Below are 23,763 nucleotides of genomic sequence, written 5' to 3'. Positions count from 1 at the left end.
GAGTGACCGCATCAAAGCGTGATCGCATCTGAGCAGGTCGGGACGGCCAGTACCACCGGTGGCAGAGAGGCTGGCCGTTATCGGAGCACGCTGGTTCCTCGGATGTTGGCGAAGGCGGTGACTATTGCCAACTCATCCCGCCCTACCGAGACCACGTCCCCATGCTGAGAAAGTGCTACCGCCGCCAACGCCACCCCGTTCGCAAGACCTCCCTGGGCGTCCCCAGCCAGCACCCCGTCGATCACGCCTGCAGAAAGGGCATCGCCTGCCCCGATCCGATCAACGATCGTGACTGGAAGGGCAGGTTGATGCAACAGACGCCCGTCGCTCCAGGCGATCGCGCCCTCGCTGTCTTGCGTTACTACGACGTGCCTTGCGCTGGTCATCGCCCTGAGCCCGGTGAGGAGTTGAGCGGAATCACCGGCTTCCAGCCCGAAAACGCGTATAGCGTCGTTACTGCTGCAGAAGAGCAGGTCGATCTCCTCGAGCAGAGGCCTCAGGTATCTCGCCGCCTCCTCCTCTGCCCACAGCTGGGCGCGGTAGTTCACGTCGAGGCTTACCAGTATGCCCCGTTCCTTCGCGCGCGCAACCGCGTCTGTTATCAACGATGGCAGCGCGCCGCCCAGGGCCGGGGTGATGCCGGTGAGGTGCAGGAGGCGTGTGTCGAGCAGGTACTCCCAGTCGACCTCATCGGGGGTCAGTTCGCTGAAAGCACTGCCTGCCCGGTCATAAGTCACCCGGGCGGGCATAGGAGGAGCAGCCAACTCAACGAAATAGGTCCCCAGCCTGCCGTTGGGCGCCATGACCACCTGCTCGGTGTCGATTCCCCAACTGCGTGCTCTGGCGAGGACCAGTTCACCCAACGGATTCTTGGGCAGCCGGGATACCCAACCGGTCTTGCGACCCAGTCCCGCCAGCGCGGCGCAGACATTGGATTCTGCCCCGGCGACATGCGCGTCGAAGGAGCCCGCAGAAGCGATACGGTGACCGATACCCACCGAGAGCCTGAGCATCGATTCGCCGATCGAAGTCACGTCGAATCGGGGTTCTCTGCCTGCTACCTCAGGCACTCGCGGCTCCCGACCTGAGACTCTCGAGTAGGCGACCCGCCCGTTCCTCGATCTCGACCCTATCGGCATTCACTCCCGTGAGTGAGCTGCCCAGGCCCACCGCCAGGGCGCCGGCTTCGATGAACTGTCGAGCGTCGGCCGGTTGGATCCCGCCCGTGGGTACGAATTCGACATCGGCCAGGGGAGCCTTCAGTGCTTCCAGGTATGCCGGTCCGAGCGGTTTGGCCGGGAACAGTTTCACCGTCCGGAGTCCTGCTGCCACGGCCGTTTCGACCTCGCTGGGGGTCAAGACTCCGGGGAGGTAGGGGACGGAGGCGGCGAGGGCGACCTCGGCGACGTCACGGACGAAGCCCGGAGAGATCAGGTAGCGGGCGCCGACCTCCAGAGCCTTGCGCGCGCTCTCGCCGGTGCGGACCGTGCCGGCTCCGATCCAGAGATCATCAGGACCCTCGCGGGAGAGTCTGGCGATCGCTTCGAGCGCATTGGGCTTCTCGATAGTGAGTTCGACCGCCGGTATGCCGGCCTCGAACAGAACCTGGGCGATGGTCAAGTACTGCGCCACTTCGAAGTCGCCGCGGACGATCGCGATCACCCTGCTCCGCCGTAACGCGTCCTTGAAGTCGGGACTGCTCATCTCGAACCGACCTCGGCTATCAACTCGATCTCGACCGGTATGTCGAAAGGCAGCTGGTTGGTACCCACTGCACTCCTCGCATGCCGCCCAGCTGGACCGAACACTTCCGCCAGCAGGTCGGAGGCGGCGTTGGCCACGAACGGCTGGCGGTCGAACCCATTCTCGCTGGCCACCAGAACGAGGAGTTTCACCATCCTCGTTACCTCATCCAGCGACCCCAGTTCGCTCCGCAGCACAGCCAGCAGGTTGATCGCGCAGAGGCGGGCGGCGTCGCGTCCCTCATCTTCCGAAAGCTCGCCGCCGACCTTGCCGCGATACACCGGTACCCCGTCCTTCGTAGGACCCTGCCCGCTCACGAACAGCAGCTGGCCGGATCGGACGGCCGGTAGATAGGACGCTACCGGGGCCGGCGGCGACGGAAGTTGCAATCCAAGTTCAACGACTCTCTTCTCGGCTGTCATCTAGTACCTCTGCTTGTCATTTCCTTGCTACCCCTTGACGCTCCCTGCCAGCAGCCCCTCGACCACGAAGCGCCACACTACTATGACCAGTAACAGGGAAGGAACTACGGCTATGAAGATCGAGGCGTTCAGGAGGCCCCAGGAAACATCGGTATTGCGAGCGAGTGCCGTCATGACGACCGGAAGGAGGCGGCTGTCGGCACTGCCGCCCAATGCGTGAGCGAACATGAACTCGGCGTAGGAGAGCATGAACGCGAAGAGACCGGTGGCGAGAAGACTAGGTCTGATGAGCGGTACGAAGATGCGGATGAACGCCTGGAACGGCGTGCAGCCGTCAACCTTCGCCGCATCCTCCAGCTCGTCGGGGATGCGACCGAAGAACACCGACAGGATCAACGTGGTGAAGGGTAGCGTCATGATCGAGTGGATGAGTACCATCGACAGTTTGGTGCCAAGCAGCCCGAACTGTTGCACCAGCAGGTAGTAGGGCACGATCAGCGCCACAGCCGGTACGAGCGGTGCCATGATCAGCCCCATGAAAGTCAGACGGCGACCGCGGAATCGCAGGCGGGCGTAGGCGTAGGCGGCTGGCCCGCCAAGGACCAGATTTATCAGGGCAACGGTTCCGGAGACGATCATGCTGTTGAGCAGCGCGCGGGGAACCTGTCTCGCTGCGTCCGAGATCATGCTGCGGCTGGCACCCTCCGCTTGGTACACCTCCGGGAGCTGGCCGGTAAATATGTAGCGGTAGTTGTCGAAGTTGATCCCGAACTCGAACCAGTTTGGGGGATAGGAGAAGATCGCCTGGTCCGGCACGATGCTTCCTATGAAGCTGAGTATCACAGGACCAGCGCTGAACAGGAACACGAGCAGCGCACCGACCAGCAGCATCGTTCGGGAGAGGACTCTGTTCCTGCTCACTTCTCGTCATCCGCTCTGAACAGTTCGGCCGGGATGGCCCACAGGATAAGGCCTATGAAGACCAGTGAAAGCAGTGCCGTGAGGAAGGCCAGGGCCGCGCCATTACCGAAGTTCAGCATGCTGAAGCTCTGCTTCCAGATCTGGAAGGAGAGTAGTGTGGTCGCATTTCCGGGGCCGCCCCCGGTCATCGCGTAGGTCACGTCGTAGCTGGTGACCGCGATCAAGGTTTCGTAGACCAACAGTACCGCGATCATGGTGCTTATCTGGGGGAGGGTGACGAAGCGAAAGCGCTCCCAGGTGTTGGCCCCGTCTACCTTGGCCGCCGAGTAGAGCGTCGCGTCGATCGACGAGAGGGCCGCCAGCATGAGGACGGCCGCGAACGGGAATTGGGCCCAGATGTGCGCGACTGTCACGGCCACCTTGGCGAGGGCCGGTTCCGTAAGCCACTGGATATTGCTGTCGATGAGGCCGGCCAGTCGCAGCCCATGGTTGATTAGCCCCCACGAAGGGTGGAAGACCCAGGTCCACATGACGGCCGTAATGGCGCCCGGAAGAGCCCACGGGAGCAGTACGACGGAACGGACGTAGATGCGTCCCGGGTAATCGGCCAACAGAAGATATGCCACGCCCAGGCCCAATGCCACCGTCACCGGGGCGGCGATCAGCGTGAAGGTGAGGGTGTTCTGCAGTGAGGTCCAGATGGTGGGTTCGCTCAGGACGTCGGCGTAGTTGGCCAGGCCCACGAACGGCTCTCCGGGTAGCAGCAGCTGCGACCGGTGAAGGCTTTTCCAGAGCGCGTGAGCTACCGGGTAGAGAGTGAAGAGAAACACCGGCACCAGGACCGGCAAAACCCAGATATAGGCAGGAAGGGATCGGCGATAGGTCATGTCGGCTGCGGCAAGCGGGGTCCGGCCGTGCCGATGGCCGAACCCCACCTGGTCGCGACTGTTTCGGCTAGCCGCCGCGTACCATCTCGCGGTACTCTAGCCACTTCTCCGCGCCGAGGTTCATCGCTTCCTCGACGCTCATCTGCCCCGCCATCGCCTGTGCCAGGAGCGGGCGGAAGTAGGCGCTCCAGATCGAGGTCCACTCGGTCCAGGTGCCACTCCTGGCGGTAGCCACCTGTTGCCTCAACACGTCCATATCGACCCAGTCGTTCCAACTGTCGATCACCGCAGGGTCTTCGAACAGCGGCAGCTGAGCGAACCCGAGGCCCTTCTCGGCGGCCCAACGGGTAGCGACCTGGTAGTCACCCCCGCCCATGTATTCGATGAACTCGCAGGCGGCTTCCCGTTTCTCGGGATCGCTCGCGGCTGCACTCGAGATCGAGTAAAACTTGGCGAAGCCGAGAGTCTGATGTGCCTCGCCCGGCATGAGGGCGAGAGCGAAATCTCCGGCGAGAGGCTGAGTCGCTTCTTCGTTCATCGCTGCCAGCACGTAGTTGTAGACGACGGTGAAGGCGTGCTCTCCGGTGTTCATCGTCCTGATCACATCGGTCTCGTGAGGGACCAACTGAACGATTCCGTGTTCGGTGTTTGCCTCCTGCAGCCACTGCAGATGCTTGAATGCATTGCTCTCAGGATCGTCGAAGAGCGGGTTCAGGTCTTCGTCGAACATGTCGCCGCCGCGGCCGTAAACCTGGGCCACGAATGCGTCGTAGAAATTCGGCAGTTCCTGGTTGTATTCGTAGACGAACGGCTTCTCCATGCCCGCCTCCTTGAGTTGCAGGCTGGCCTGGAGAACGTCTTCCCACGTCTCGGGAACGGGGATGTCGTGCTCTTCGAGAACTTGGGCGTTGTAGAGGAAGCTGATGGTGTCTGCGTAGTAGGGGAGACCGTACACCTGGTCCTGGTAAGTCATGTCGCTCACCGCGTAGTCGGCGGCGTCCTGGTTGTACTTGGTCAGGTCTGGACAAGCTTCGGACAGCGGGGTGAGCCAACCAGCCGACGCCCAGGCAGGCAGCCAATCCTGTCCGACGTACAGCACATCCGGCGCATTCCCCCCGCGGAAACGCAGGACCATGGTGTCGTGGAAGTCGGGCCAGGTGTAGTCGCTGAGGGAGACATCGATGTCGGGGTGCGCCTCCTCGAACTTCGCTATGTTGTCCTGCACAGTGTCGAGAGAGTAGTTCCAGACGGCGAAGTTGATGTCGGTTTGGGCGAACCCGATCGAGAGAAGCGCCAGGACCAGCACCATTACCAAACTTCTCGAATGCCTCTGCGTAGCTTTCATTGAATCCTCCTCGAGTTGGAAAATATCGGACACGGCGAACTGTTAGCAGAAGACCCATGTTGTGACAGGCGAGAACCTCCGTGACAGGGGTGTCGAGCAGCCGGCGGCCGGACTGCGTCCCGCGCGCTCTGGCCACGTCGAGCGGGCGAAGCACGTTGCGTTACTTGTGTCGCGAGTATAGAGTGCCCCCAGAGGCGTGTCAACATAGAGGACAGCGTCCCAGCAGGTGGGACAGCAGATAGACGAAGAAGGTGGAAAGTGAGTCAAGCACTCGTCAAGGGAATACAGCTGCTCGAGTTCGTTGCGAACGGCGACGACACCCTGCCCAAGCTGACCAGATCTAGCGGATTGCCCAAGAGCACCATCCACCGACTGGCTGCAGTGCTGGTCGACAATGGCCTCCTCCGTTATCAGGACCATCGTTACCTGCTGGGGTACAGGTTGCTCGAGTTGAGCGAGAAGGCCAAACGGCAACTCAGTTACCTGCAGATTGCCAGGCCTCACCTGGAGGAGTTGTCACGCCGAACGAAGGAGACCGTCCACCTCGGGGAACTCTCGGACGGACACATCATCTATCTCGACAAGATCGAGGGTCAGCGTGGACTCCAGATGAGATCCCACATCGGTCTGAGGACGCCGGCTCAGTTGACGGCACTTGGGAAGGTGCTCATCGCCCATCGTCCACGAGATGAGTGGGATCGCCACCTGTTGGACCTGCCCGCCAGGACGCCCAGAACCATCACCGACCGTGAGCAGCTCCTGCAAGAACTTGAATCGGTGAGGCAGCAGGGGTATGCGTTCGACCGCGAGGAGAACGAACCCGGTACTCGCTGCGTGGCGGCCCCGATCTGGGACTCGAGTGGCAAGGTCATTGCTGCCCTCAGTATCAGCGGGGCGACCATTTACATCGACGAGAGGCGGCAGATGGAGCTCGCTCCTGTCGCGATCGACTTCGCCCAGATGATCTCGAGAGAACTGGGTGGCGGCGAGGCGGCGAGCATCCCGCACCGCTCTGACACCTCGGTGCCATCGTGAGTCAACTGCGAATCGGGGTCGTCGGTTGCGGCTTCATGGGTTCACTCCATGCTGCCACCCTGGCTCAAGCTGCGAACGCCGAGCTAGCCGCTGTCTTCGACAGAGACAGGCAGGCGGCAAAGAAGGTCGCGGAGGAACACGCAGCAAGCGTTGCCGACACTCTGGAGGAGCTCGTCGCCGGCTTCGAGCTCGACGGGCTGATAGTCGCCACCCCCGATGACCTCCACGCTGAACCCGTGTACGCCGCCGCAGCTGCCGGACTGGCAGTCCTCGTCGAGAAGCCCCTTGCCCACACCCTGAGCGACGCCAGGCAGATGCTGGCTGCATGCGAGGAGGCAGGCACGCTGCTCATGGTCGGTCACATTTTGAGGTTCGAGACGGTCTATGCGAACCTCAGGCTGGCGGTCAGAGGAGGCGTAATCGGTAACGTGGTGTCCGTTTTCGCGCGAAGACACGGTCTAAGGACAGAAGCCGAACGGTTCAAAGGTAGAGCCCACGTCATCGACTACCTCGCAGTTCACGACCTCGACATCCTCAACTGGATGCGGGAGGATGCTCCCGTCGCAGTGACGGCAACAGCTGCTCACGGAATAATCTCCCAACGCTACGGAACTCCCGACGTGGTAGTTTCCGTTCTCCAGTACGGCGACGGCTCGATCGCTACCGTCGAAAGCGGGTGGACGCTGCCGACTTCCTGGAACCCGCAGCGGGCGCCCGCGGAGTGGTTACCTTTCGGAGATGTGCGACTCGACGTGTTCGGCGAGGAAGGGATGCTGTCGCTCGACTTCCGCAACATGAACCTGATCGGTGTCGACGAAGGTGGCTGGCGCATCCCGGAAACCAGGCACTGGCCGCGGTTGCATGGACGAGTGACAGGCGCGCTTCGCGAAGAGGTAGGCCACTTCCTCGACTGCCTCGCTGGTAACGCGGAGCCGGTTTCGACGGGATGGAGCGCGCTGGCAGCGGTGGAACTCTGTGCCGCCCTTCATCGATCGCTCCGCTCCAGTACGAGCGAAGCGCTTCCCCTGAACGGATCGGACTTCAAGTTCAATTCGAGTGAGAGGATCGTGCGATGACGACAGATGTGAAACGGGAGAAAACGGTCGAAGGGCTGCGCATGCTCATCGGCGGTCGCTGGGTCGAGAGCGGGGGCGGAGAAACGTTTGAAGCCTTCAACCCTGCAACCGGTCGAGTCATAGCCACGCTGCCTAAGGGTACCAGGGAAGACGCCAGGCTGGCGGTGGCGGAGGCGCGCAAAGCCCAACCCCGACTGGCTTCGATGTCTGTGTGGGAGCGCTCGAAGATGTTGCTGGCGATAGCCGACGTCATGGAAGCGCGCCGCGAGGAACTCGCCAGGACGCTCACAGAGGACCAGGGCAAGCCGTTCTGGTCCGAGGCCCTGTTCGAGGTAGGCAAAGCGATCGAGGGGTTCCGGAACGCGGCCGAGCACGTCAAGTGGCTCGAGGGCGAAACCATCAGGGTGGAAGATCCTAGGAAGCGGGTGTTCACCATTTATCAGCCGCGCGGGGTTTATGCCGTGGTGACACCGTGGAACTTCCCGATGAACATACCGGTCGAGTATCTCGCTCCGGGGCTTGCCGCCGGCAACGCCATAGTTTGGGTGCCTGCGCCAACGACATCCGTTTGTGCCGTAAAGCTGATGGAGTGCCTTGTGGAAGCGGGTCTGCCGGAAGGCATCGTCAACCTCGTCACCGGGCCCGGAGACGTCGTGGGTGACGAGATCGTCGGTCATCCTGACGTCGATGCGGTCGGGTTCACCGGGAGCGCCGCTACCGGTGTTCACATCGCCCGCCGCGCCGCTGGCAAGCCATGCCTTCTGGAGATGGGCGGGAACGGTCCCGTGATAGTGCTGGACGACGCCGACATCGAGAAGGCGATCGCGGCAACCTGCGGCGGCAGCTTCTCCAACGCCGGCCAGATCTGCTCCTCATCCGAGCGCGTTCTCGTGGGCCACCGGATCTACGAAGAGTTCGCCGAGCGCGCTGTGGAGGCGGCCAGGAACGTGCGGCTGGGAGATCCTTTCGACAAGGAAAGCAGCATGGGGCCGCTCAACAACCCCGGGGTGGCTCAGAAGGTGGCCGAGCACCTCGCCGACAGCGTCGACAGGGGCGCGAGCGTGATGTTCGGCGGGAGGTCGAGGGGGGACCTCGGAAGCAGCCTATTCTTCGAGCCAACCGTCTTGAGCGATGTGAGCCTCGACAGCAGACTCAACCTCGAGGAGACCTTCGGTCCGGTCGTCCCGCTGATCAGGGTCAGCAGCGACGAAGAGATGCTCGAGATCGCCAACCGGAACACCTTCGGCCTCGTAGCGAGCGTCTTCACCCAGGACATAAACCGTGCCTACTACTTCGCCGAAGGGATCAAGACGGGGACCGTGAACGTCAACGACGCCTCGACCTACTGGGAACTGCATGTGCCCTTCGGAGGTGCGTCGGGCAAGTTCAGCGGAGTCGGCCGGGTGGGCGGAAAATATGCCCTGCGCGAGATGAGCGACCTCAAGACCATAAGCATCGACCTGGGATAAGGCGGCCCTCGTGAACAGCTCGAACTGGGCAGACAACACCTCGCCGTCGCTGGGCCAGGCAATTGCGGAGGATCCGATCGTGGTCGTTCCCGTGGGATCGATCGAGCAGCACGGGAATCACTTACCGGTAGGGACTGACGGTTTCGCAGTCGAGGCGGTGGCGCGGCGGGCGGTCGAGTCGTGGCAGGGGAGGCGGAAGGTCTTCCTCCTGCCCACTCTCTGGACCGGCCTGTCGCCTCACCATATGAATCTCCCGGGAACGATCACGCTTCGGTCCGAGACGTTCATCTCGGTGCTGGAAGACATCTGCATCTCGCTGCTCCACCATGGCGTAAGGCGGATCCTTCTCCTGAACGGACACGGGGGCAACATCTCGGCGATGGATGTTGCTCTTGCGCGACTCGGGGAACGGAAGCTGGAGACGGAACGCGTCGTCGCGCTCACCTACTGGCATCTGGTAGCCAGTCGCGCCGCCGAAATGCGCGAATCACGAGTGGGAGGCACGGGCCACGCCGGGGAGTTCGAGACCTCCCTGATGCTGGCGACACAGCCCGATCAGGTGAAGCTCGACGAGGCGCAAGTCGCCTATCCGGAGTTACCCTCGGGCTACCTCTCGACCGATCTGTTCGAAGGTGCTCCGGCGAGACGGTACATCCCCTTCGACAAGCTCTCCTCGTCTGGCACCTTCGGGGACCCCTCACTCGCGACGTTGGAGAAGGGCGAACGGATCCTCAGGGTTTGCAGCGAGGAGCTGCTTGCCTTCCTGCACGACTTCCAGGCCTGGTAGCTGCGAGTATTCGCCCCCTGCACGCCTACCGATCCCGACCCACCTCCCGGAAGAAGGTCGCTACCTCCGGCACCTCGCCTTCGTAGGCGCCGGTGCTGGGGTCGTAGTAGTGGGCGCTGGATCCGCTGCCCTGGTACCAATCCCCTGCCAGTGCTGCCGGAACAGCTCCTGGCGGGGCCGCGAAGGCCGGAGCGGTCTGAAGGGTGAAGCTGCTCAGCAGTAGCAGATACTTGGCCAGACGACGCATAGTTTCTGCTCCACGGTTCTGCTCGAATGAGGCAGCCCCATTGCGATTAATCCCGGCCGCGCGCCAGGTAGGTGGAACATGCATCTCGCGCGACCCGCGATTCAGGTCGGTCCCTTTACAGCGGCTCGATATTCGGGGTAATGTTCCTGAACTGGTCCAACCAATCGACCAATTCACCGGACGGGATGAGACGAAGGCGTGAGCACGGAGACCTGGGAGAAACTCAAACCGCTCAATGCGGTTCCACTACACCGGATGATCCTGGACCAACTCCACGTGCTCATGAGCGAGGGGCGCATGCAACCGGGCGACCTGCTCCCCCCCGAGCGGTACCTGGCCGAGAGGCTGAACGTGAGCCGGGGAACCCTCCGCGAGGCGCTCAGGATCCTCGAGCATGAAGGCGTGATAGTGACTCGAGCAGGGGGTGGGCGGCGACTACGTCAACTCGACTCGCTCGAGTTCGCGACTTCGCCAGAGGAGTACGTGAACCAACTCCGGACCGCAGCGGCAGTGGATCTGATGGAGGCACGACAGGCACTCGAAGAGCGGATCGTCGAATTGGCCTGCGAGCGGGCCACGGCCGAAGACCTGAAGAGCATCCATGAGGCGTTGCACGGCCCGGAAGCGTTCTCGGCCGAGGAGGGCGCAGGGGACAAGGCGTTCCATCTGGCTATCGCGGCGGCCACCCACAACTTCGTATTCGTGCGGATGATGAGCCTGCACGTCGACCTGGTACAGGGGATCCGACAGAAGCTCCTGACCGAAGAGCGGAAAAAGGAGATGTTCGAGGAGCACGAGGCGATCTATCGGGCCATCGCAGCACGTGATCCCGCGGAAGCGCGGGCAGCTATGATCCGCCACCGCCAGCGGGTCGTCCAACTGCTTACCGGAGTTCAGTGAAGAGACTGATGGCTATCGCGTGAGCGGCAAGACGATCAGCGAGAAGATCCTCTCGGCGAAGGCTGGCATCGACGGCCACGCCGGCGACCTGGCCGTCTGCGAAGTCGACTTCGCGCTCGGCACAGACGCCTCGATGCCAATGGCGATCGACTACTACCAGCAGATGGGCGGCGAGCGCTTGCTGTACCCGGAACGGCTCATCGTCTCCCTGGATCACTACGCCCCCGCCGCGAGCGCGAGGACGGCGAATCTGCACGCTCTAACCCGGGAGTTCGCTGCCGCCAACAGTATCCGCCTGTTCGAAGCGGGCAACGGCATCGGCCACCAGCACGTCATCGAGAACGGCCTGACAGGCCCGGGCGATCTTGCCGTTGGGGCAGACAGCCATTCGGTCACCTACGGCGCGTTCAACGCCTTCGCGACCGGCATCGGCTCTTCTGACCTGGCGGCCGTGATGATCTCGGGGCGCATCTGGCTCAAGATCCCCGAGTCGATCCGGGTCGAGTTCGAAGGTTCTCTGCCTGCCGGCGTCTACCCGAAGGACATCGTTTTGGCGCTCCTGAAGCTGCTCGGTTCGGACGGAGCTTCCTACCGCACACTGGAGTTCGTGGGTGGTGGCGCAAGCCGGCTGGCTCTCGAGGAGCGCCTCGTGCTGAGCAACATGTCCACCGAGATGGGGGCGAAGGCGGCCATCTTCCTTGCCGACGAGAAGACCGAGCGGTTCTTGAGGGAGCGAGGACGCAACAGCTTCGAAGCCATCGCGCCTGATCCCGACGCCATCTACGCATCGACGCTGCAGCTGGACCTCTCCGAGCTCGTGCCGCTGATCGCTCGTCCCCACCTGCCCGATAACGTCGCGCCGGTATCGGAGGTTGCCGGCACCAGGGTCGACATGGTCTTCCTCGGCACCTGCACCGCCGGTCAGGTGCGTGACTTCCACGAGGCGCACGCGGTTCTGAAGGCGGCGGGCGGCATCACCCCGGGTGTGCAGCTCGTCATCACGCCGTCCTCGCGCTCGGTGATGGAGCGCCTCTTCACCGATGGCACAATGGCCGATCTGCTCGCCATGGGCGCGCTGCTGACGACGCCCGGCTGCGGAGCCTGCTGCGGTACCGCGGGCGCCATCCCGCCGGACGGCGCCAACGTGATTTCGACAGCCAACCGCAACTTCAAGGGGAGGATGGGCAACAGCACCGCCTCCATCTTCCTCGCGTCGCCGGCCACCTGCGGGGCAGCTGCCGCCACCGGTCGGATCACCGACCCTCGGGAGTTCCTGGCGTGAGCGTGTTGACGATCGAGGGCAGAGCTCGACTGCTGGGTGATGACATCAATACCGACTACATCATCTCCTCGCGCCGCAAGCGCGACACGTTGGATGGGGATGTCCTGAAGAACTACCTGCTGGAGGACCTCGACCCTGGGTTCGCCGCAACCGTGAAGCCGGGCGACCTGATAGTCGCGGGCGAGAACTTCGGTTGCGGCTCGGCCATGGAGGTGGCTGTCACCGTCGTGCTAGCTGCCGGCATCAGGGCGGTGTGCGCCCGGAGTTTCTCTCGCACCTACTATCGAAACGCCATCAACAACGGTCTGCTCCCGGTCGAATGCGACACCTCATCCATCGCCGAGGGGGACCGGCTACAGATCTCCGTGGAGGAAGCCATCAACGTGAACAACGTCACGACCGGTCGCACGATCGCCGGACAGAGGATCCCCGGCATCATGGTGGGAATCTTCGAAGCCGGCGGCCTGGTGCCTTACTTCGCCCGTCATGGCGGATTCCGCTCCTGATGGGGCATACCACCCCAGTCGCCAGCAGGAACGAGGCCGTCCGGGGATATCGACTTCGGCTCCCCGGCCCTACCGAAGTGCCGGACCGGGTGCAACGAGCGATCGCCCGCGAACTCGTCAATCACCGCGGGCCCGAGTTCCGCGAGCTGCTGCATGAAACCGAGGAGCTGCTGCGGCCGCTGTTCGGGACCGAGAACCGGGTCCTCTTCTTCGCCGCTTCCGGGACCGGGATGATGGAGGCGAGTCTCGCCAACATCCTCGCCCCGGGTGACAGGGTCCTCGTCATGAAGAACGGCCAGTGGGGAGAGCGTTTCGCGGCGATCGCCGCCGCTTACGGAGCTCGAGTGGACAGTCTCGAGTTCCCATGGGGGACAGCGCCCGACCCTGAAGCGATCGGGGAGAAACTTGCGAGCGCCCACTACAGGGCGGTGCTCATCACCCACAACGAAAGCTCGACCGGAGTGGTGGCGGATGTCGCCCGGATCGGCGAGAGGGTACGGGGTTCGGACGCCCTGCTCGTGGTCGACGCGGTGAGTTCGCTCGCCTGCGTCGAGGTCGATCAGGACGGCTGGGGGGCCGACATAGTCATCTCGGCGTCGCAGAAGGGCCTCATGTGCCCTCCCGGCTTGGGACTGGCCAGCGTCAGCGAGAGGGCTTGGCGAGTCGTTAGGGAGGAGCGCTCGACGCCCCGGTTCTACTGGGATTTTCGGAAGGCCGCGGCTGCCGCCGAGAAGTCGGAGACACCTTTCACTCCCGCCATTTCCCTTATTGGCGGCCTACGCGAGGCGCTGCTGATGATCCATCAGGAAGGCGTGGCGAACGTGCTCGAGCGCCATGCCCGTCTTGCCCTTGCGCTTCGTGCCGGTTGCGACGCACTGGGCCTGAAAAGCTTCCCCGAGCCGCCTGCCGCATCGAACTCGGTGACCGCTCTGACCGTACCCGAGGGACTCGACGGTGGGGAGATCGTGAAGACCCTCTACCGGAACTACCGCACGGTTATCGCGGGTTCGAGGAACCGCCTTGCCGGCAGGGTGATCCGCATCGGCACCATGGGCAGCGTCTCCGAGGCCGACATCCTCGCCGACCTGCACTTCCTGGCGGCCACTCTGAACGATCTTGAGAGCGCTGTCGACTTGGGGGCGGGCGTAGCAGCGGGCTCGGAAATGCTCCGAGGGTGAGCGGGTGGGCGGCGCCGACCGCCCGGTGTACTGCAGACGCCGGATGCTGAACGAGAGAACGGCTAGGCAGCCGCTCGAAGCAGTGAGTGAGAAGGAGGAGAAAGTGCAGGGAAGAGCAGGATTTCGAATCAACTCCGAATGGGAGCGGCCGAGCGACGAGCTGATTGCTGCTTTCGGAGCGGCTGCAAGCTCCCAGGTGGCCGACTGCATGTCGCGCTTCGGCGCGGTCGACCCGGGAATCCGTCCGCTGTGGCGCTCACCCCGAGTGATAGGTGCGGCCCTAACGGTCTGGGCCAGGTCGGCGGACAACCTGATGATGCACAAGGCCCTTTCGTTCGCCCGGGAAGGTGACATCCTGGTGGTCAACACGCAGGGGAACGTCGCCAATGCCGGCTTCGGCGAGCTGATGGCCAATGCCGCGGTGCGGGCCGGCATCCGCGCTGTGGTCGTCGACGGCGTGGTTCGCGACGGCCTCGATCTCGAGAAACTCGATCTGCCGGTCTACTCCCGCGGGCTCAGCCCCACGGGCTGCGATAAGGACGGTCCCGGGGAGATCGGCACGATCATCGCCTGCGGTGGGGTAGCGGTCCGCCCCGGCGATGTGGTCGTGGCCGACCAGGATGGCGTCACAATCGTGCCGCTCGACGACGCTCCCACCATCGCCGAGCTGGCGGTCGCCAAGGTCGAGAGCGAAACAGCGCGCCTCTCGGAGATCGCAGCGGGCGTCCTCTTCAAGCCGGAGATCGATCAGATCCTGCGCGAGAAGGGGGTGATCCGGTAGCGAACCGTCACTGAATCCGCCACTAGGCGCAGCTACTCGAAAAGGCTGCAATTCCTCCCGATCGCCATCGCAGCGGCACGACAAGGAGCAACAAAGTGTTCAAGATCTTCAAGGCTGTCACCTTACTTACCCTCATCCTGACGTTGGTGTCAGGCGCCCTCGCCCAGGGTGAGTCGCGCCTCGACATGGTCAAGGAACGGGGTCATCTGATCTGCGGCGTGCACAACGCCAAGCCCGGCTTTGGCGGGCTCAATGAGCAGGGGGTGTACGCCGGCTTCGATACCGACTTCTGTCGCGCAGTGGCAGCGGCGATCTTCGACGACCCCACCAAGGTCGAGTTCGTCCCCTTGACCTCCTCCACTCGCTTCACTGCGATTCAGTCGGGCGAGGTGGATGTCGTCTTTCGCAGCACCACTCGCACCTCGACACGCGACGCCGGCGCCGACTTCGGCCCGGTCAACTTCTACGACGGCCAAGGCGTGATGGTGCGAGCCGACCTCCCGGTCGAAGCGATTACCGACCTCGAAGGGGCCGTCATCTGCACTGCCCAGGGCTCGACCTCGGAGCAGAACATCACCGATTACATGCGCGCGCGTGACGTGCCGTTCGAATTGGTCACCTACCAGGACTTCGACCGGGTGATGTCGGCGTTCGAGGAGGGGCGTTGCGACGCGTTCACCAGCGACCGCTCGGTGCTCGTCTCCCGCAAGGCCACCTCCTCTGATCCGAGTGAGTACCGCATCCTCCCAGAAACCATCTCCAAGGAGCCGCTGGCGCCGTTCGTGGCGCAGAACGACTCGGTCTGGCTCGATGCGATCAGCTGGATCGTCTTCGCCACCATCAATGCCGAGGAGCTCGGGATTACCCAGGAGAACGTCGGCTCCTTCGCCGATACCGACAATCCGAAGATCCGCCGCTTCTTGGGACTCGAGGGTGACACCGGCGAACGCCTGGGCCTCGCCCCCGATTTCGCCGCCCGCGTGATCAGAGCCGAAGGGAACTACGGCGAGATATACAACCGTCACCTCGGGCCAGACACCGCTTTCGACCTTCCCCGCGGGATCAATTCCCTCTATACAGAAGGTGGGCTCATGTACTCACCGCCGTTCCGCTAGACAACGGTTCGAGGGGTGGCGGCGCAGCGCTGCCGCCCCTCATCCAGTAGCAGCAGCTTCCCCATGCAGAAGACGCGCACATCACCACCAGCTTCGAGCGGAAGCGCCGGCCAGGTCCCCTTCTATCGGAACGCCAAGGTACTTCCCTACATCTGGCAGGGCGTAGTGTTGCTGGCCGTAATCGCCGGAGCCGTCCTGCTGCTGCTCAACTTGAGACGCGGCATGGAGGCGCAGGGCCTCAGCACCTCCTTTGAATTCCTCAGACGCCCTGCGGGCTTCCGTATCTCTGAGGGCCTGACGTTCTCACCACAGGACAGCTATCTCAAGGCGTTCATGATCGGCCTCTTCAATACCTTCCGCGCGACGATCCTGGGCATCCTGCTCGCCTCGCTCCTCGGCCTCATCGTGGGTACCGCGAGGCTCTCGAACAATTGGCTGGTCAATCGACTGGCGTTCGGCTATATCGAACTCGTGCGCAACACGCCGCTCTTGGTTCAGCTCGTATTTTGGTACTTCGCCGTTGTCCTACAGCTTCCCAGCGTGCGCGACGCCATCAAGTTCGGCCCCAACATCTATCTATCTCAACGCGGTCTGGTGCTGCCGGGGATAGAGGCTCCAACCGTCTTCTGGGCCGCTTGCCTGGGTGGTATCGTCGCGGCCCTGTTGCTGGGGTCCTTTCTGGGGCGGTTGCAGAGACGGAGCGGGCGACGCACGTTCGCTCCATTCGTTGCCCTCGCCGCTGGCGCGGCTCTCGTAGCCGTCGGATATTACAGCAGCGGCAAGGCTGTGCGGCTCGACATGCCGGTGGTGGGCACGTTCCGTGTAACCGGAGGAGTGAGCCTGAGCCCCGAGTTCGCCGCGCTGCTTGCCGCGCTGGTCTTCTACTTCGGGGGCTTCATCGCCGAGGTCATTCGCGGCGGCATCACCGCCGTTCCCAAGGGGCAGTGGGAGGCGGCCCGCGCCCTGGGCCTCGGCTACCTCACCACGCTGCGCATCATCATCCTGCCGCAGGCGATGCGAGTCATCGTGCCGCCGCTGGGCAACATCTACCTGAACCTGACGAAAGCTTCGAGCCTCGCCGTGGCAGTCGGCTATCCCGATCTCTTCGGGCTTTCGGCGACGATCGGCAGTCAGTCGGGGAATAGCGTACAGGTGATGCTGATGGTGATGCTCACCTACCTGGCGCTCACACTCGTAATCGCCGCAGGAGTGAACCTCCTCAACCGCCGTGTGCAGATAAGGACCAGGTAATGAGGGTTCAGGACAGCGCTGTTCCGACCGAAGTCAGGTCGAGCTCAGCCATTCGCTGGGTACGCGAGAACCTCTTCTCGTCGATAGCCAACAGCCTCTTGACGTTGACCACGGCTGTGGCGCTGGGCGCGCTACTGCGCGGCCTACTGCGCTGGGCTTTCACAGAAGCAAACTGGTCGGTCGTACCGGCGAACTTCCGGTTGCTGATGGTGGGCCCCTATCCGATCGACGAGATGTGGCGCATCTGGGTGGGAGTCACCGCTCTTTCGCTGGTGCTCGGCTTCCAGTGGGGGCGGGCCCGCCGAGCGAATCCGGTGCTTTTCGTCGTCCTGGCAATTACCGCCGTCGCGCTGCTGGTGCTTCAAGGCAACCCGCTGGTGAGGACGTTCGGTGCGGCTGCGGTGGGCGCGATCTTCGTGGGCTACCTCATCGCCTGGTTCACGCGTCCGTCGAAGCGACTGCTCGCCGTGTTCTGGACCGTCGTGTTCTTCGGCTTCATCTACCTGCTTGGCGCCAACCTCGGCGGCGGCGGCGTTAGCTCGAACCTTTGGGGCGGCCTGCTGCTCACCCTGCTCATCTCGATCGTGGCGATCGTCGCTTCTTTTCCCATCGGCGTCGTCCTGGCGGTCGCCCGAACTTCCAAACTGCCGATCATCTCCATGCTCGCGGCGAGTTATATCGAGCTGGTGCGCGGAGTGCCACTCCTGGTGGTGTTGTTCCTCGCCCAGCTGTTCGTACCGCTGTTCCTACCAGACTTTCCGATACCCAAGGTCACCCGGGCGATCATCGGGATCGCGCTGTTCCAGGCCGCCTATGTCGCCGAGAATGTACGGGGCGGCCTGCAGTCGGTCGCGATCGGCCAATCCGAGGCGGCCCGTGCGCTGGGCCTGACAGGTTTCCAGACGCTCCGGCTGATCGTCCTGCCTCAGGCTTTGAAGGCGGTCATTCCCGCCAACACCGGCCAGTTCATCCAGCTATTCAAGGAAACGTCGCTCGTATCGATCGTCGGACTGACCGATCTCCTGGGGATGGGAAATGTCATCGTAAACAACCCGGACTGGTTGGGCCTCTACAAGGAGGTCTATATAGCCATCGCCCTCATCTACGCGGTTTTTTCGTACGCGATGTCGTCGGCCAGTTACGCCCTGGAAAAACGTTTGGCGCGGTAACGACCGCCGGTCGGGGCGACCCTGGAGAAAAGTGCGGAAAGCCCGAGCGTTGTTCGGCGCGCGAGGTTCATCCGAAGACGGCGCCCGAGCGGTGGAGGACATGGCAACTTGACATTGTTGCCGCAGGACTATAATAATTCATTCACAAAATGAACCAACTAGTTCTTGGGCGTGTATGGCACTCCCTTCACGAAGCGAGCAACTGTCCCCAAGCAATGGAGGTAACTTGTCAGGCAGGCGAACCAACGCGACAGCGCGAGACGCGCTGCGTTCTCTAAACCAGAACGCGGTGCTGCAGATAGTCCACCTAGAGGGCCCGATCTCACGGGTGGAGATCGCTGCGCGCCTCCATTTGAGCCCGGCCGCGGTCACCAGCATCACGGCCGAGCTCATCGACCGCGGACTGATCTACGAGGCCAGGCAGGCAGCTTCAGACGGGGTGGGCCGAAAGGCGATCCTCCTCGAAGTCAACTACGACCAGGCGTTCGTCGCAGGGATAAAGGTCAGCAATGTTGCGTTGACGCTGGCCCTTACCAATCTGAACGCCGAGGTCCAGTGCGCGCAGAGCACGGCACTAGATAGGACCGATCCCGACACGGTAATAGATGAGATCGTCGCGGCGTTCGAGCACCTGCAAGAGGAGAGATTGATCGGGGCTCTCGGCGTGAACCTCCCCGGCATAGTCGACTGCGATCAGGGGACGGTGCGCCACTCGCCTCTGCTGGGCTGGAACCAGGTGGCCCTGGGTGAGATCCTCGAGGCCCGCCTTGGTGTGCCGGTACTCGTCGAGAACGACGTGAATGCCCTGGCCCTCGCCGAGGCCTGGTACGGCCACGGCCGCGAGCACGACAGCTTCTTCGTGCTGACGCTGGGTCGCGGCGTAGGCTTGGGAATCGTTATCAACGGTGAGCTCTATCGCGGTCCCAACGGCGGCGCGGGCGAGATCGGTCACGTACTCCTCGACCCCGACGGGCCCGAAACCGGCCACGCCAGAAAGGGCACGCTCGAGGCCTACATCTCGGACGAGGCGCTGGTGCGGGAAGCCAAGGCGCGGATACCCGGATTCGCTGGTGCAACCTTGTCCGAACGGTCCCCGGTCGATCAGCTTGTCGAGCTGGCCCGCCAAGGGCAGGAGCAGGCAGTGTCGATCTACGCCAAGGCCGGCAAGACCCTGGGCCGCGCCATGAGCACACTCGTCAACATCCTGGCCCCCAGTCTCATCGTCCTGAGCGGCGAGGGGATGCGGGCAGCCGATTTTCTCTTGCCTAGTGCCGAGGCCGAGCTCAAGCGACTCAGCTTCGGTGATCTGGGCGAGCGCGTCAGCCTGGTCGTCGACCCCTGGGGCGACGACGCCTGGGCCCGGGGCGCCGCCGGACTGGCGGCAAGCCGTTATCTAACGAATGCCGCAATGAGCGTGGGAGGTGATCAGCAGCCCGACCAGGGACCCAAGCTCGACGTCACCAACATCTAGCCCTCACGAGGAGTAGACATGCCGAAACCTTTCCACATGACCCTTCTGACCGTTGCGATGCTCGCAGCCTCGGTCGGCATGGCTCAGACGATCACCTTCTGGCACACTTACAGCACCGGCTCCGGCGAGGAGCAGACGATGCTCGAAGAAGTCATCCCCCGCTTCGAGGCCGAGAATCCGGGGATCACAGTCGAAGCCACGGCGTTCCCCTATCAAGAGTTCAGGCAGAAACTACTCACCGCCTTCGCTGGCGGCGTAGTGCCCGACCTCGTGCGGATGGACATCATCTGGGTGCCCGAGTTCGCAGACATGGGCGCGCTCGAGCAGCTCGACGAATACGACGGATTCGCCCAACTTCAGAGCTCGGTGTTCCCGGGAATCCTCGCGACCAACTTCTGGGACGGCCACTATTACGGCCTGCCGCTCGACACCAACACCCAGGTCTTCCTATACAACAGCGATGCCATCGACGAGCCACCGGCAACCTTCGACGAGTTCGTGACATTCGTTCAGGAGGCCAGCGACCCTACCGAGGAGGTCTTCGGCTATTCGCTGCCGGGTCCCTACGCCTGGTACTTCCTACCCTGGATCTGGAGCAACGGCGGCGCGGTGACCGATCCGGACATCACCGTCGCGTCCGGCTACCTCAACAGCCCGGCCACGGTCGAGGCCGTCGAGATGCTGGTCGGGCTCTATGACGAGGGTTTCCTGGCCCCGACTATCGCAGGTTCGGGACTGGGCAGCTGGGAGGGCCTGGGCAGCGGTCAGTACGTGGCCACCCAGGACGGTCCGTGGGCCTACCCGAGCATCACCAGCCAATACCCCGACATGAACTTCGCTCATGCGCCCTTCCCGGCGGGCGATGGCGGCTCGATATCAGTGGTTGGCGGCGAGGACATCGTGATGTTCAGCGACTCCGACGACAAAGAGGCTGCCTGGAAGTTCACCCAGTTCCTGCTTAGCCCGTGGGCGCAGATGACGATGGCTCCGACCGGGCAGATCCCCGTGATCAAGGAGGCGCTGCAGGATCCATACATCCAGGAGCACCCCTTCTACGGCATCTACCTCGAGCAGCTTCAGACGGCTAAGCCGCGCACGCCCCACCCCGAGTGGCCGAGGATAGAAGGAATTATCCAGACGGCTTTCCAGCGCGTGGTGGCCGGCGACGCATCCGCCCAGGAAGCGTTCGATCGGGCCGCTGCCGAAGTGGACGCTCTACTCAAGTAGCTCACCGGGGTGCCCCGGCGACCGCCGGGCACCCCCCGAACAGGAGCGATGAGATGAACCGCGTGAGAACAGCACCCGTAGCGAGGAGCAGCTTCAGAATCTTCCCGCGTGTGTCGCCGTGGAGGAAGGGCGAATACGTCGTCGCCGCCCTCTTCCTCGCCCCGGGGCTCATCTGGTTCTGGACATTCGCCCTATATCCCCTGCTCTACGCCTTCTGGATGAGCCTCCACGAATGGCGGATCCGCGGTACCAGCGAGTTCATCGGTCTCGCCAATTACGCCCGTGTCTTCCAGGATCCGGTGAACTTGATTGCCCTGCGCAATACGGTCGTCTACGCGTTGATCAGCATTCCAGGGCAGATGATCCTCGGCCTCGCAATCGCCCTCCTACTGGCGAAGGCGACACGGGGCAAGGTGGTGCTGCGACTGATCTACTACCTGCCGGTGATCTGTTCCTGGGTGGTCGTCTCCCTTATCTTCATGTTCCTGTTCAATTCCGAAGGACTTATCAACCGGTTCTTCGGTGAATCACTCGGCTGGGTTGATCCCAATACCGCCTGGCTTAACGACGCGGCCACGGCCCTGCCCGTCATCGCCCTGTTGGGTATCTGGAAGGGGGTCGGCTGGGTGATGATCATCTATCTTGCCGCGCTTCAAGGCGTACCCAAGGAACTGACCGAGGCCGCGCGCATAGACGGGGCAAGCGGCTTTCAGGTCGCTCGCTTCGTAACGATTCCGCTACTGGCCCCGGCCACGCTCTTCATCCTCGTGCTGCTCACCATCGGAGCGTTCCAGAGCTTCATACAGTTCTACATAATGACCGGGGGCGGCCCCTTCCATTCGACCGAGGTGTTCCTCTCCTACATGTACAACCAGGCGTTCAACTTCCTCGACTTCGGATATGCCAGCGCGATCGCCTGGGTGCTGGCCGGCCTGATCCTGCTGATAAGCGTCATTCAGTTCAGATTCATCCGTCAGACCTACAGCTACTGATGGTCAGTCGGGCCCTTCTCAAGCGGATCCTCATCTACGCCGCCCTGATCATCGGGGCGCTGGTGATGATGATTCCGTTCCTCTACACGGTATCGACGGCACTCAAACCCAACGCTTTCGTCTTCACTGCCGACTTCTTCCCTGATCGGCCAACGGCCCAGAACTTCGTCGACGCCTGGGGCAGCAACAACTTCAAGCGCTACTTCCTCAACAGCCTCAAAGTCGCCATAATCACGACCTTCTTCACCGTCGCCATCGCCGCCACTCAGGCGTACGCCTTCGCCCGCATGCGCTTCCCGGGCAAGGACCTGCTCTTCTACATGTACTTGATCGCCATGATGATTCCGGCCATGCTGATGATCATCCCCCAGTTCCTCGAGGCCCGCACGATGGGTCTGCTCAATACGCATCTGGGACTGATCGTCTTCTATGTGGTCGGTTCGATACCGTTCCAGACCTTCTTCCTCCGCGGATTCTTCGAGGCCATTCCGAACGAACTGCTCGAGGCTTCCTACATCGACGGCGCCAACCGCTTTACCGCTTTCGCGCGCATCGCCGTGCCGCTTGCCGGCCCCGGGCTAGGGACCGCTGCCATATTCGCCTTCCTGGCCTCCTGGGACGAGTTCACTTGGGCCCTGACGATCATCAACGATTCGGGCCTCCGCACCCTGCCCATCGCGCTAAGGCTCTTCCAGGCGCAGCACGGCACTCAGTGGGGCCTCGTCTTCGCTGCCTCGCTCATCGCCATCGTTCCGGTGGTGATCGTATTCGTCGCTTTCCAGAACGTGTTCGTAAAGGGGATAAGCACCGGCGGCATCAAGGGCTAGTCGCTACACCGCCGGATTGTCACGGAGGACAATGTCAATACCAGCAACCACCTCGCCCCTCGTCGCTGCCAGCCTCGCTGTCATAAGGGAGGGCCAGTCGGCCGAGGGCGCCTACCTCGCCTGTCCTACTTTCCCCACCTACCGTTACAGCTGGTTTCGTGACGGTGCGTTCATCGCAGAGGCCATGGACCTTTGGGGTCACTCCGACAGCGCCGGGGCTTTCCACAACTGGACCGTGAAAACTATCGCTGCCCAGGCCTCGTTGGCAGGCCAAGTCTCGGCCGACGGCGAATTCCAGCCGGGACACTTGCTCCACACCCGCTACCGCGCCGACGGTAGTCCAGGCAGCAGCGAGTGGCCCAATTTCCAGCTCGATGGTCTGGCCACCTGGCTGTGGGCCCTCGAGCGGCACCTGTCCCGGCATGGCCTGGAGGCGAGCGATTCACAACGTTCCGCCACCCGAGTGGTGGCCGACTACCTGCTGGCGCTATGGGCACGGCCCAACTTCGACTGCTGGGAAGAGAATGCTGAAGAGTTACACTCGGCGACGCTCGGAGCCGTCTACGCAGGCCTGCTCGGGGCTGCCAAGATCCTGGGCGAACCGCAGTACGAGGGCGCCGCAAGCGCGGTTCGGGCGTATCTTCTGACGCACGGCGTACAGAACGGACACTTCAGCAAGCACGTTGGCGGCGAGGAGGTGGACGGAAACCTCCTCTGGCTTACCGTCCCCTACGGCGTCCTGACCGCCGATCACCCGATCTCCCGCGCAACCGCCCGGAAGGTCCGTGCCGACCTGCTCGATCCGGAGGGGGGCGTGCACCGGTATGCGCGTGACACCTACTACGGCGGCGGCAGCTGGATAATCCTCAGTGCCGCGCTCGCCCACGACCATCTGGCGGTGGGCGACCGAACCGAAGCCGAGAGGCTGCTTGTCTGGATCGAATCGCAGGCAACACCCGAAGGCCACCTGCCCGAGCAGACCTCGCGCTTCCTCAACGACCCTGCATACCTTCCGAAGTGGGAGGAGCGCTGGGGCAGAAGCGCCTGTCCCTTGCTCTGGTCGCACGCCACTTACCTCACCTTGGTCAAGGCTCTGGAGGTCCCGTGACCATCACTGTTATCGACGCCTATC

Annotated in this window: 24 protein-coding genes; 17 read left to right on the top strand and 7 right to left on the bottom strand. The window is 63.0% G+C overall.

The features are described 5' to 3' along the window. Positions 1 to 77: 77 nt before the first annotated feature. The 6 genes from VF168_05820 to VF168_05795 form a co-directional block, all read right to left on the bottom strand. Entirely contained in the window at positions 78 to 1,070 is a 993-nt protein-coding gene (locus VF168_05820; protein HEX7003683.1) for a sugar kinase, read from the bottom strand. Continuing rightward, positions 1,063 to 1,704 carry a bifunctional 4-hydroxy-2-oxoglutarate aldolase/2-dehydro-3-deoxy-phosphogluconate aldolase gene (locus tag VF168_05815; GenBank protein ID HEX7003682.1) on the bottom strand — a complete coding sequence of 214 codons (642 nt, stop codon included), beginning with the start codon at positions 1,702 to 1,704 and terminating at the stop codon, positions 1,063 to 1,065. The genes VF168_05820 and VF168_05815 overlap by 8 nt, the downstream gene beginning before the upstream one ends. After that, positions 1,701 to 2,165, bottom strand: coding sequence for a RidA family protein (locus VF168_05810; GenBank protein HEX7003681.1), 465 nt, complete (start codon positions 2,163 to 2,165; stop codon positions 1,701 to 1,703). Before VF168_05810 ends, VF168_05815 begins: the two co-directional genes overlap by 4 nt. 27 nt (positions 2,166 to 2,192) lie before the next feature. Then, positions 2,193 to 3,086, bottom strand: coding sequence for a carbohydrate ABC transporter permease (locus VF168_05805; GenBank protein HEX7003680.1), 894 nt, complete (start codon positions 3,084 to 3,086; stop codon positions 2,193 to 2,195). Continuing rightward, the gene (locus VF168_05800; GenBank protein HEX7003679.1) at positions 3,083 to 3,934 is read right to left on the bottom strand and encodes a sugar ABC transporter permease; all 852 of its coding nucleotides are present in this window, start codon (positions 3,932 to 3,934) and stop codon (positions 3,083 to 3,085) included. The genes VF168_05805 and VF168_05800 overlap by 4 nt, the downstream gene beginning before the upstream one ends. 106 nt (positions 3,935 to 4,040) lie before the next feature. Continuing rightward, positions 4,041 to 5,282, bottom strand: coding sequence for an extracellular solute-binding protein (locus VF168_05795; GenBank protein HEX7003678.1), 1,242 nt, complete (start codon positions 5,280 to 5,282; stop codon positions 4,041 to 4,043). Positions 5,283 to 5,576: 294 nt separating this feature from the next. Here VF168_05795 and VF168_05790 point away from each other — a divergent pair, with 294 nt between their 5' ends. Genes VF168_05790 through VF168_05775 form a run of 4 tightly spaced genes read left to right on the top strand, consistent with a single transcriptional unit; the run spans position 5,577 to position 9,685 of the window. After that, the gene (locus VF168_05790; GenBank protein ID HEX7003677.1) at positions 5,577 to 6,353 is read left to right on the top strand and encodes an IclR family transcriptional regulator; all 777 of its coding nucleotides are present in this window, start codon (positions 5,577 to 5,579) and stop codon (positions 6,351 to 6,353) included. Then, positions 6,350 to 7,429, top strand: a complete 1,080-nt coding sequence (locus tag VF168_05785; protein HEX7003676.1) for a Gfo/Idh/MocA family oxidoreductase — start codon at positions 6,350 to 6,352, stop codon at positions 7,427 to 7,429. The genes VF168_05790 and VF168_05785 overlap by 4 nt, the downstream gene beginning before the upstream one ends. Further along, positions 7,426 to 8,898, top strand: a complete 1,473-nt coding sequence (locus VF168_05780; protein ID HEX7003675.1) for an aldehyde dehydrogenase family protein — start codon at positions 7,426 to 7,428, stop codon at positions 8,896 to 8,898. Before VF168_05785 ends, VF168_05780 begins: the two co-directional genes overlap by 4 nt. Positions 8,899 to 8,908: 10 nt before the next feature. Then, complete coding sequence (locus VF168_05775) at positions 8,909 to 9,685, top strand: creatininase family protein (GenBank protein HEX7003674.1); 777 nt, start codon at positions 8,909 to 8,911, stop codon at positions 9,683 to 9,685. A 25-nt stretch (positions 9,686 to 9,710) separates the two neighbouring features. Here VF168_05775 and VF168_05770 read toward each other — a convergent pair whose 3' ends face one another. Beyond that, on the bottom strand, positions 9,711 to 9,932 hold the full coding sequence (locus tag VF168_05770) for a hypothetical protein (GenBank protein ID HEX7003673.1): 222 nt from the start codon (positions 9,930 to 9,932) through the stop codon (positions 9,711 to 9,713). Between the two features lie 198 nt (positions 9,933 to 10,130). Between VF168_05770 and VF168_05765 the strand changes: the two genes are divergently transcribed. The 13 genes from VF168_05765 (at position 10,131) to VF168_05705 (ending at position 23,739) form a co-directional block, all read left to right on the top strand. Further along, the gene (locus VF168_05765) at positions 10,131 to 10,832 is read left to right on the top strand and encodes a FadR/GntR family transcriptional regulator (protein ID HEX7003672.1); all 702 of its coding nucleotides are present in this window, start codon (positions 10,131 to 10,133) and stop codon (positions 10,830 to 10,832) included. A gap of 19 nt (positions 10,833 to 10,851) precedes the next feature. Continuing rightward, positions 10,852 to 12,114 (top strand): aconitase/3-isopropylmalate dehydratase large subunit family protein, encoded by a 1,263-nt coding sequence (locus VF168_05760; protein ID HEX7003671.1) that lies wholly within the window; start codon positions 10,852 to 10,854, stop codon positions 12,112 to 12,114. After that, positions 12,111 to 12,620 (top strand): 3-isopropylmalate dehydratase, encoded by a 510-nt coding sequence (locus tag VF168_05755; protein ID HEX7003670.1) that lies wholly within the window; start codon positions 12,111 to 12,113, stop codon positions 12,618 to 12,620. The genes VF168_05760 and VF168_05755 overlap by 4 nt, the downstream gene beginning before the upstream one ends. Positions 12,621 to 12,709: 89 nt before the next feature. Then, complete coding sequence (locus VF168_05750) at positions 12,710 to 13,798, top strand: alanine--glyoxylate aminotransferase family protein (protein HEX7003669.1); 1,089 nt, start codon at positions 12,710 to 12,712, stop codon at positions 13,796 to 13,798. Positions 13,799 to 13,901: 103 nt separating this feature from the next. Beyond that, the gene (locus VF168_05745) at positions 13,902 to 14,579 is read left to right on the top strand and encodes a hypothetical protein (GenBank protein ID HEX7003668.1); all 678 of its coding nucleotides are present in this window, start codon (positions 13,902 to 13,904) and stop codon (positions 14,577 to 14,579) included. 95 nt (positions 14,580 to 14,674) lie between these two features. Then, on the top strand, positions 14,675 to 15,694 hold the full coding sequence (locus VF168_05740) for an amino acid ABC transporter substrate-binding protein (protein ID HEX7003667.1): 1,020 nt from the start codon (positions 14,675 to 14,677) through the stop codon (positions 15,692 to 15,694). Between the two features lie 63 nt (positions 15,695 to 15,757). Continuing rightward, complete coding sequence (locus VF168_05735; GenBank protein ID HEX7003666.1) at positions 15,758 to 16,945, top strand: ABC transporter permease subunit; 1,188 nt, start codon at positions 15,758 to 15,760, stop codon at positions 16,943 to 16,945. Continuing rightward, positions 16,945 to 18,114, top strand: coding sequence for an amino acid ABC transporter permease (locus VF168_05730; GenBank protein ID HEX7003665.1), 1,170 nt, complete (start codon positions 16,945 to 16,947; stop codon positions 18,112 to 18,114). The genes VF168_05735 and VF168_05730 overlap by 1 nt, the downstream gene beginning before the upstream one ends. A gap of 226 nt (positions 18,115 to 18,340) precedes the next feature. Continuing rightward, positions 18,341 to 19,585, top strand: coding sequence for an ROK family transcriptional regulator (locus VF168_05725; GenBank protein ID HEX7003664.1), 1,245 nt, complete (start codon positions 18,341 to 18,343; stop codon positions 19,583 to 19,585). A gap of 18 nt (positions 19,586 to 19,603) precedes the next feature. Continuing rightward, positions 19,604 to 20,812 (top strand): extracellular solute-binding protein, encoded by a 1,209-nt coding sequence (locus tag VF168_05720; GenBank protein HEX7003663.1) that lies wholly within the window; start codon positions 19,604 to 19,606, stop codon positions 20,810 to 20,812. A 110-nt stretch (positions 20,813 to 20,922) separates the two neighbouring features. Then, positions 20,923 to 21,804 carry a sugar ABC transporter permease gene (locus tag VF168_05715; protein ID HEX7003662.1) on the top strand — a complete coding sequence of 294 codons (882 nt, stop codon included), beginning with the start codon at positions 20,923 to 20,925 and terminating at the stop codon, positions 21,802 to 21,804. Then, positions 21,804 to 22,631, top strand: a complete 828-nt coding sequence (locus VF168_05710; protein HEX7003661.1) for a carbohydrate ABC transporter permease — start codon at positions 21,804 to 21,806, stop codon at positions 22,629 to 22,631. The genes VF168_05715 and VF168_05710 overlap by 1 nt, the downstream gene beginning before the upstream one ends. 31 nt (positions 22,632 to 22,662) lie before the next feature. Then, the gene (locus VF168_05705) at positions 22,663 to 23,739 is read left to right on the top strand and encodes a glycoside hydrolase family 15 protein (protein ID HEX7003660.1); all 1,077 of its coding nucleotides are present in this window, start codon (positions 22,663 to 22,665) and stop codon (positions 23,737 to 23,739) included. The last annotated feature ends 24 nt before the right edge of the window (positions 23,740 to 23,763 follow it).

Source organism: Trueperaceae bacterium (assembly GCA_036381595.1).
Classification (GTDB): Bacteria; Deinococcota; Deinococci; order Deinococcales; family Trueperaceae; genus DASVCN01.
This window is presented reverse-complemented; position numbering and strand designations above follow the sequence as displayed.

Excerpts from the sequence above, each read along its gene's own strand:
- VF168_05815 (HEX7003682.1), bottom strand. The coding sequence starts at position 1,704 with ATGAGCAGTCCCGACTTCAAGGACGCGTTACGGCGGAGCAGGGTGATC.
- VF168_05810 (HEX7003681.1), bottom strand. The coding sequence starts at position 2,165 with ATGACAGCCGAGAAGAGAGTCGTTGAACTTGGATTGCAACTTCCGTCG.
- VF168_05795 (HEX7003678.1), bottom strand. The coding sequence starts at position 5,282 with ATGGTGCTGGTCCTGGCGCTTCTCTCGATCGGGTTCGCCCAAACCGAC.
- VF168_05780 (HEX7003675.1), top strand. The coding sequence starts at position 7,426 with ATGACGACAGATGTGAAACGGGAGAAAACGGTCGAAGGGCTGCGCATG.
- VF168_05770 (HEX7003673.1), bottom strand. The coding sequence starts at position 9,932 with ATGCGTCGTCTGGCCAAGTATCTGCTACTGCTGAGCAGCTTCACCCTT.
- VF168_05735 (HEX7003666.1), top strand. The coding sequence starts at position 15,758 with ATGCAGAAGACGCGCACATCACCACCAGCTTCGAGCGGAAGCGCCGGC.
- VF168_05730 (HEX7003665.1), top strand. The coding sequence starts at position 16,945 with ATGAGGGTTCAGGACAGCGCTGTTCCGACCGAAGTCAGGTCGAGCTCA.
- VF168_05720 (HEX7003663.1), top strand. The coding sequence starts at position 19,604 with ATGCCGAAACCTTTCCACATGACCCTTCTGACCGTTGCGATGCTCGCA.
- VF168_05710 (HEX7003661.1), top strand. The coding sequence starts at position 21,804 with ATGGTCAGTCGGGCCCTTCTCAAGCGGATCCTCATCTACGCCGCCCTG.
- VF168_05705 (HEX7003660.1), top strand. The coding sequence starts at position 22,663 with ATGTCAATACCAGCAACCACCTCGCCCCTCGTCGCTGCCAGCCTCGCT.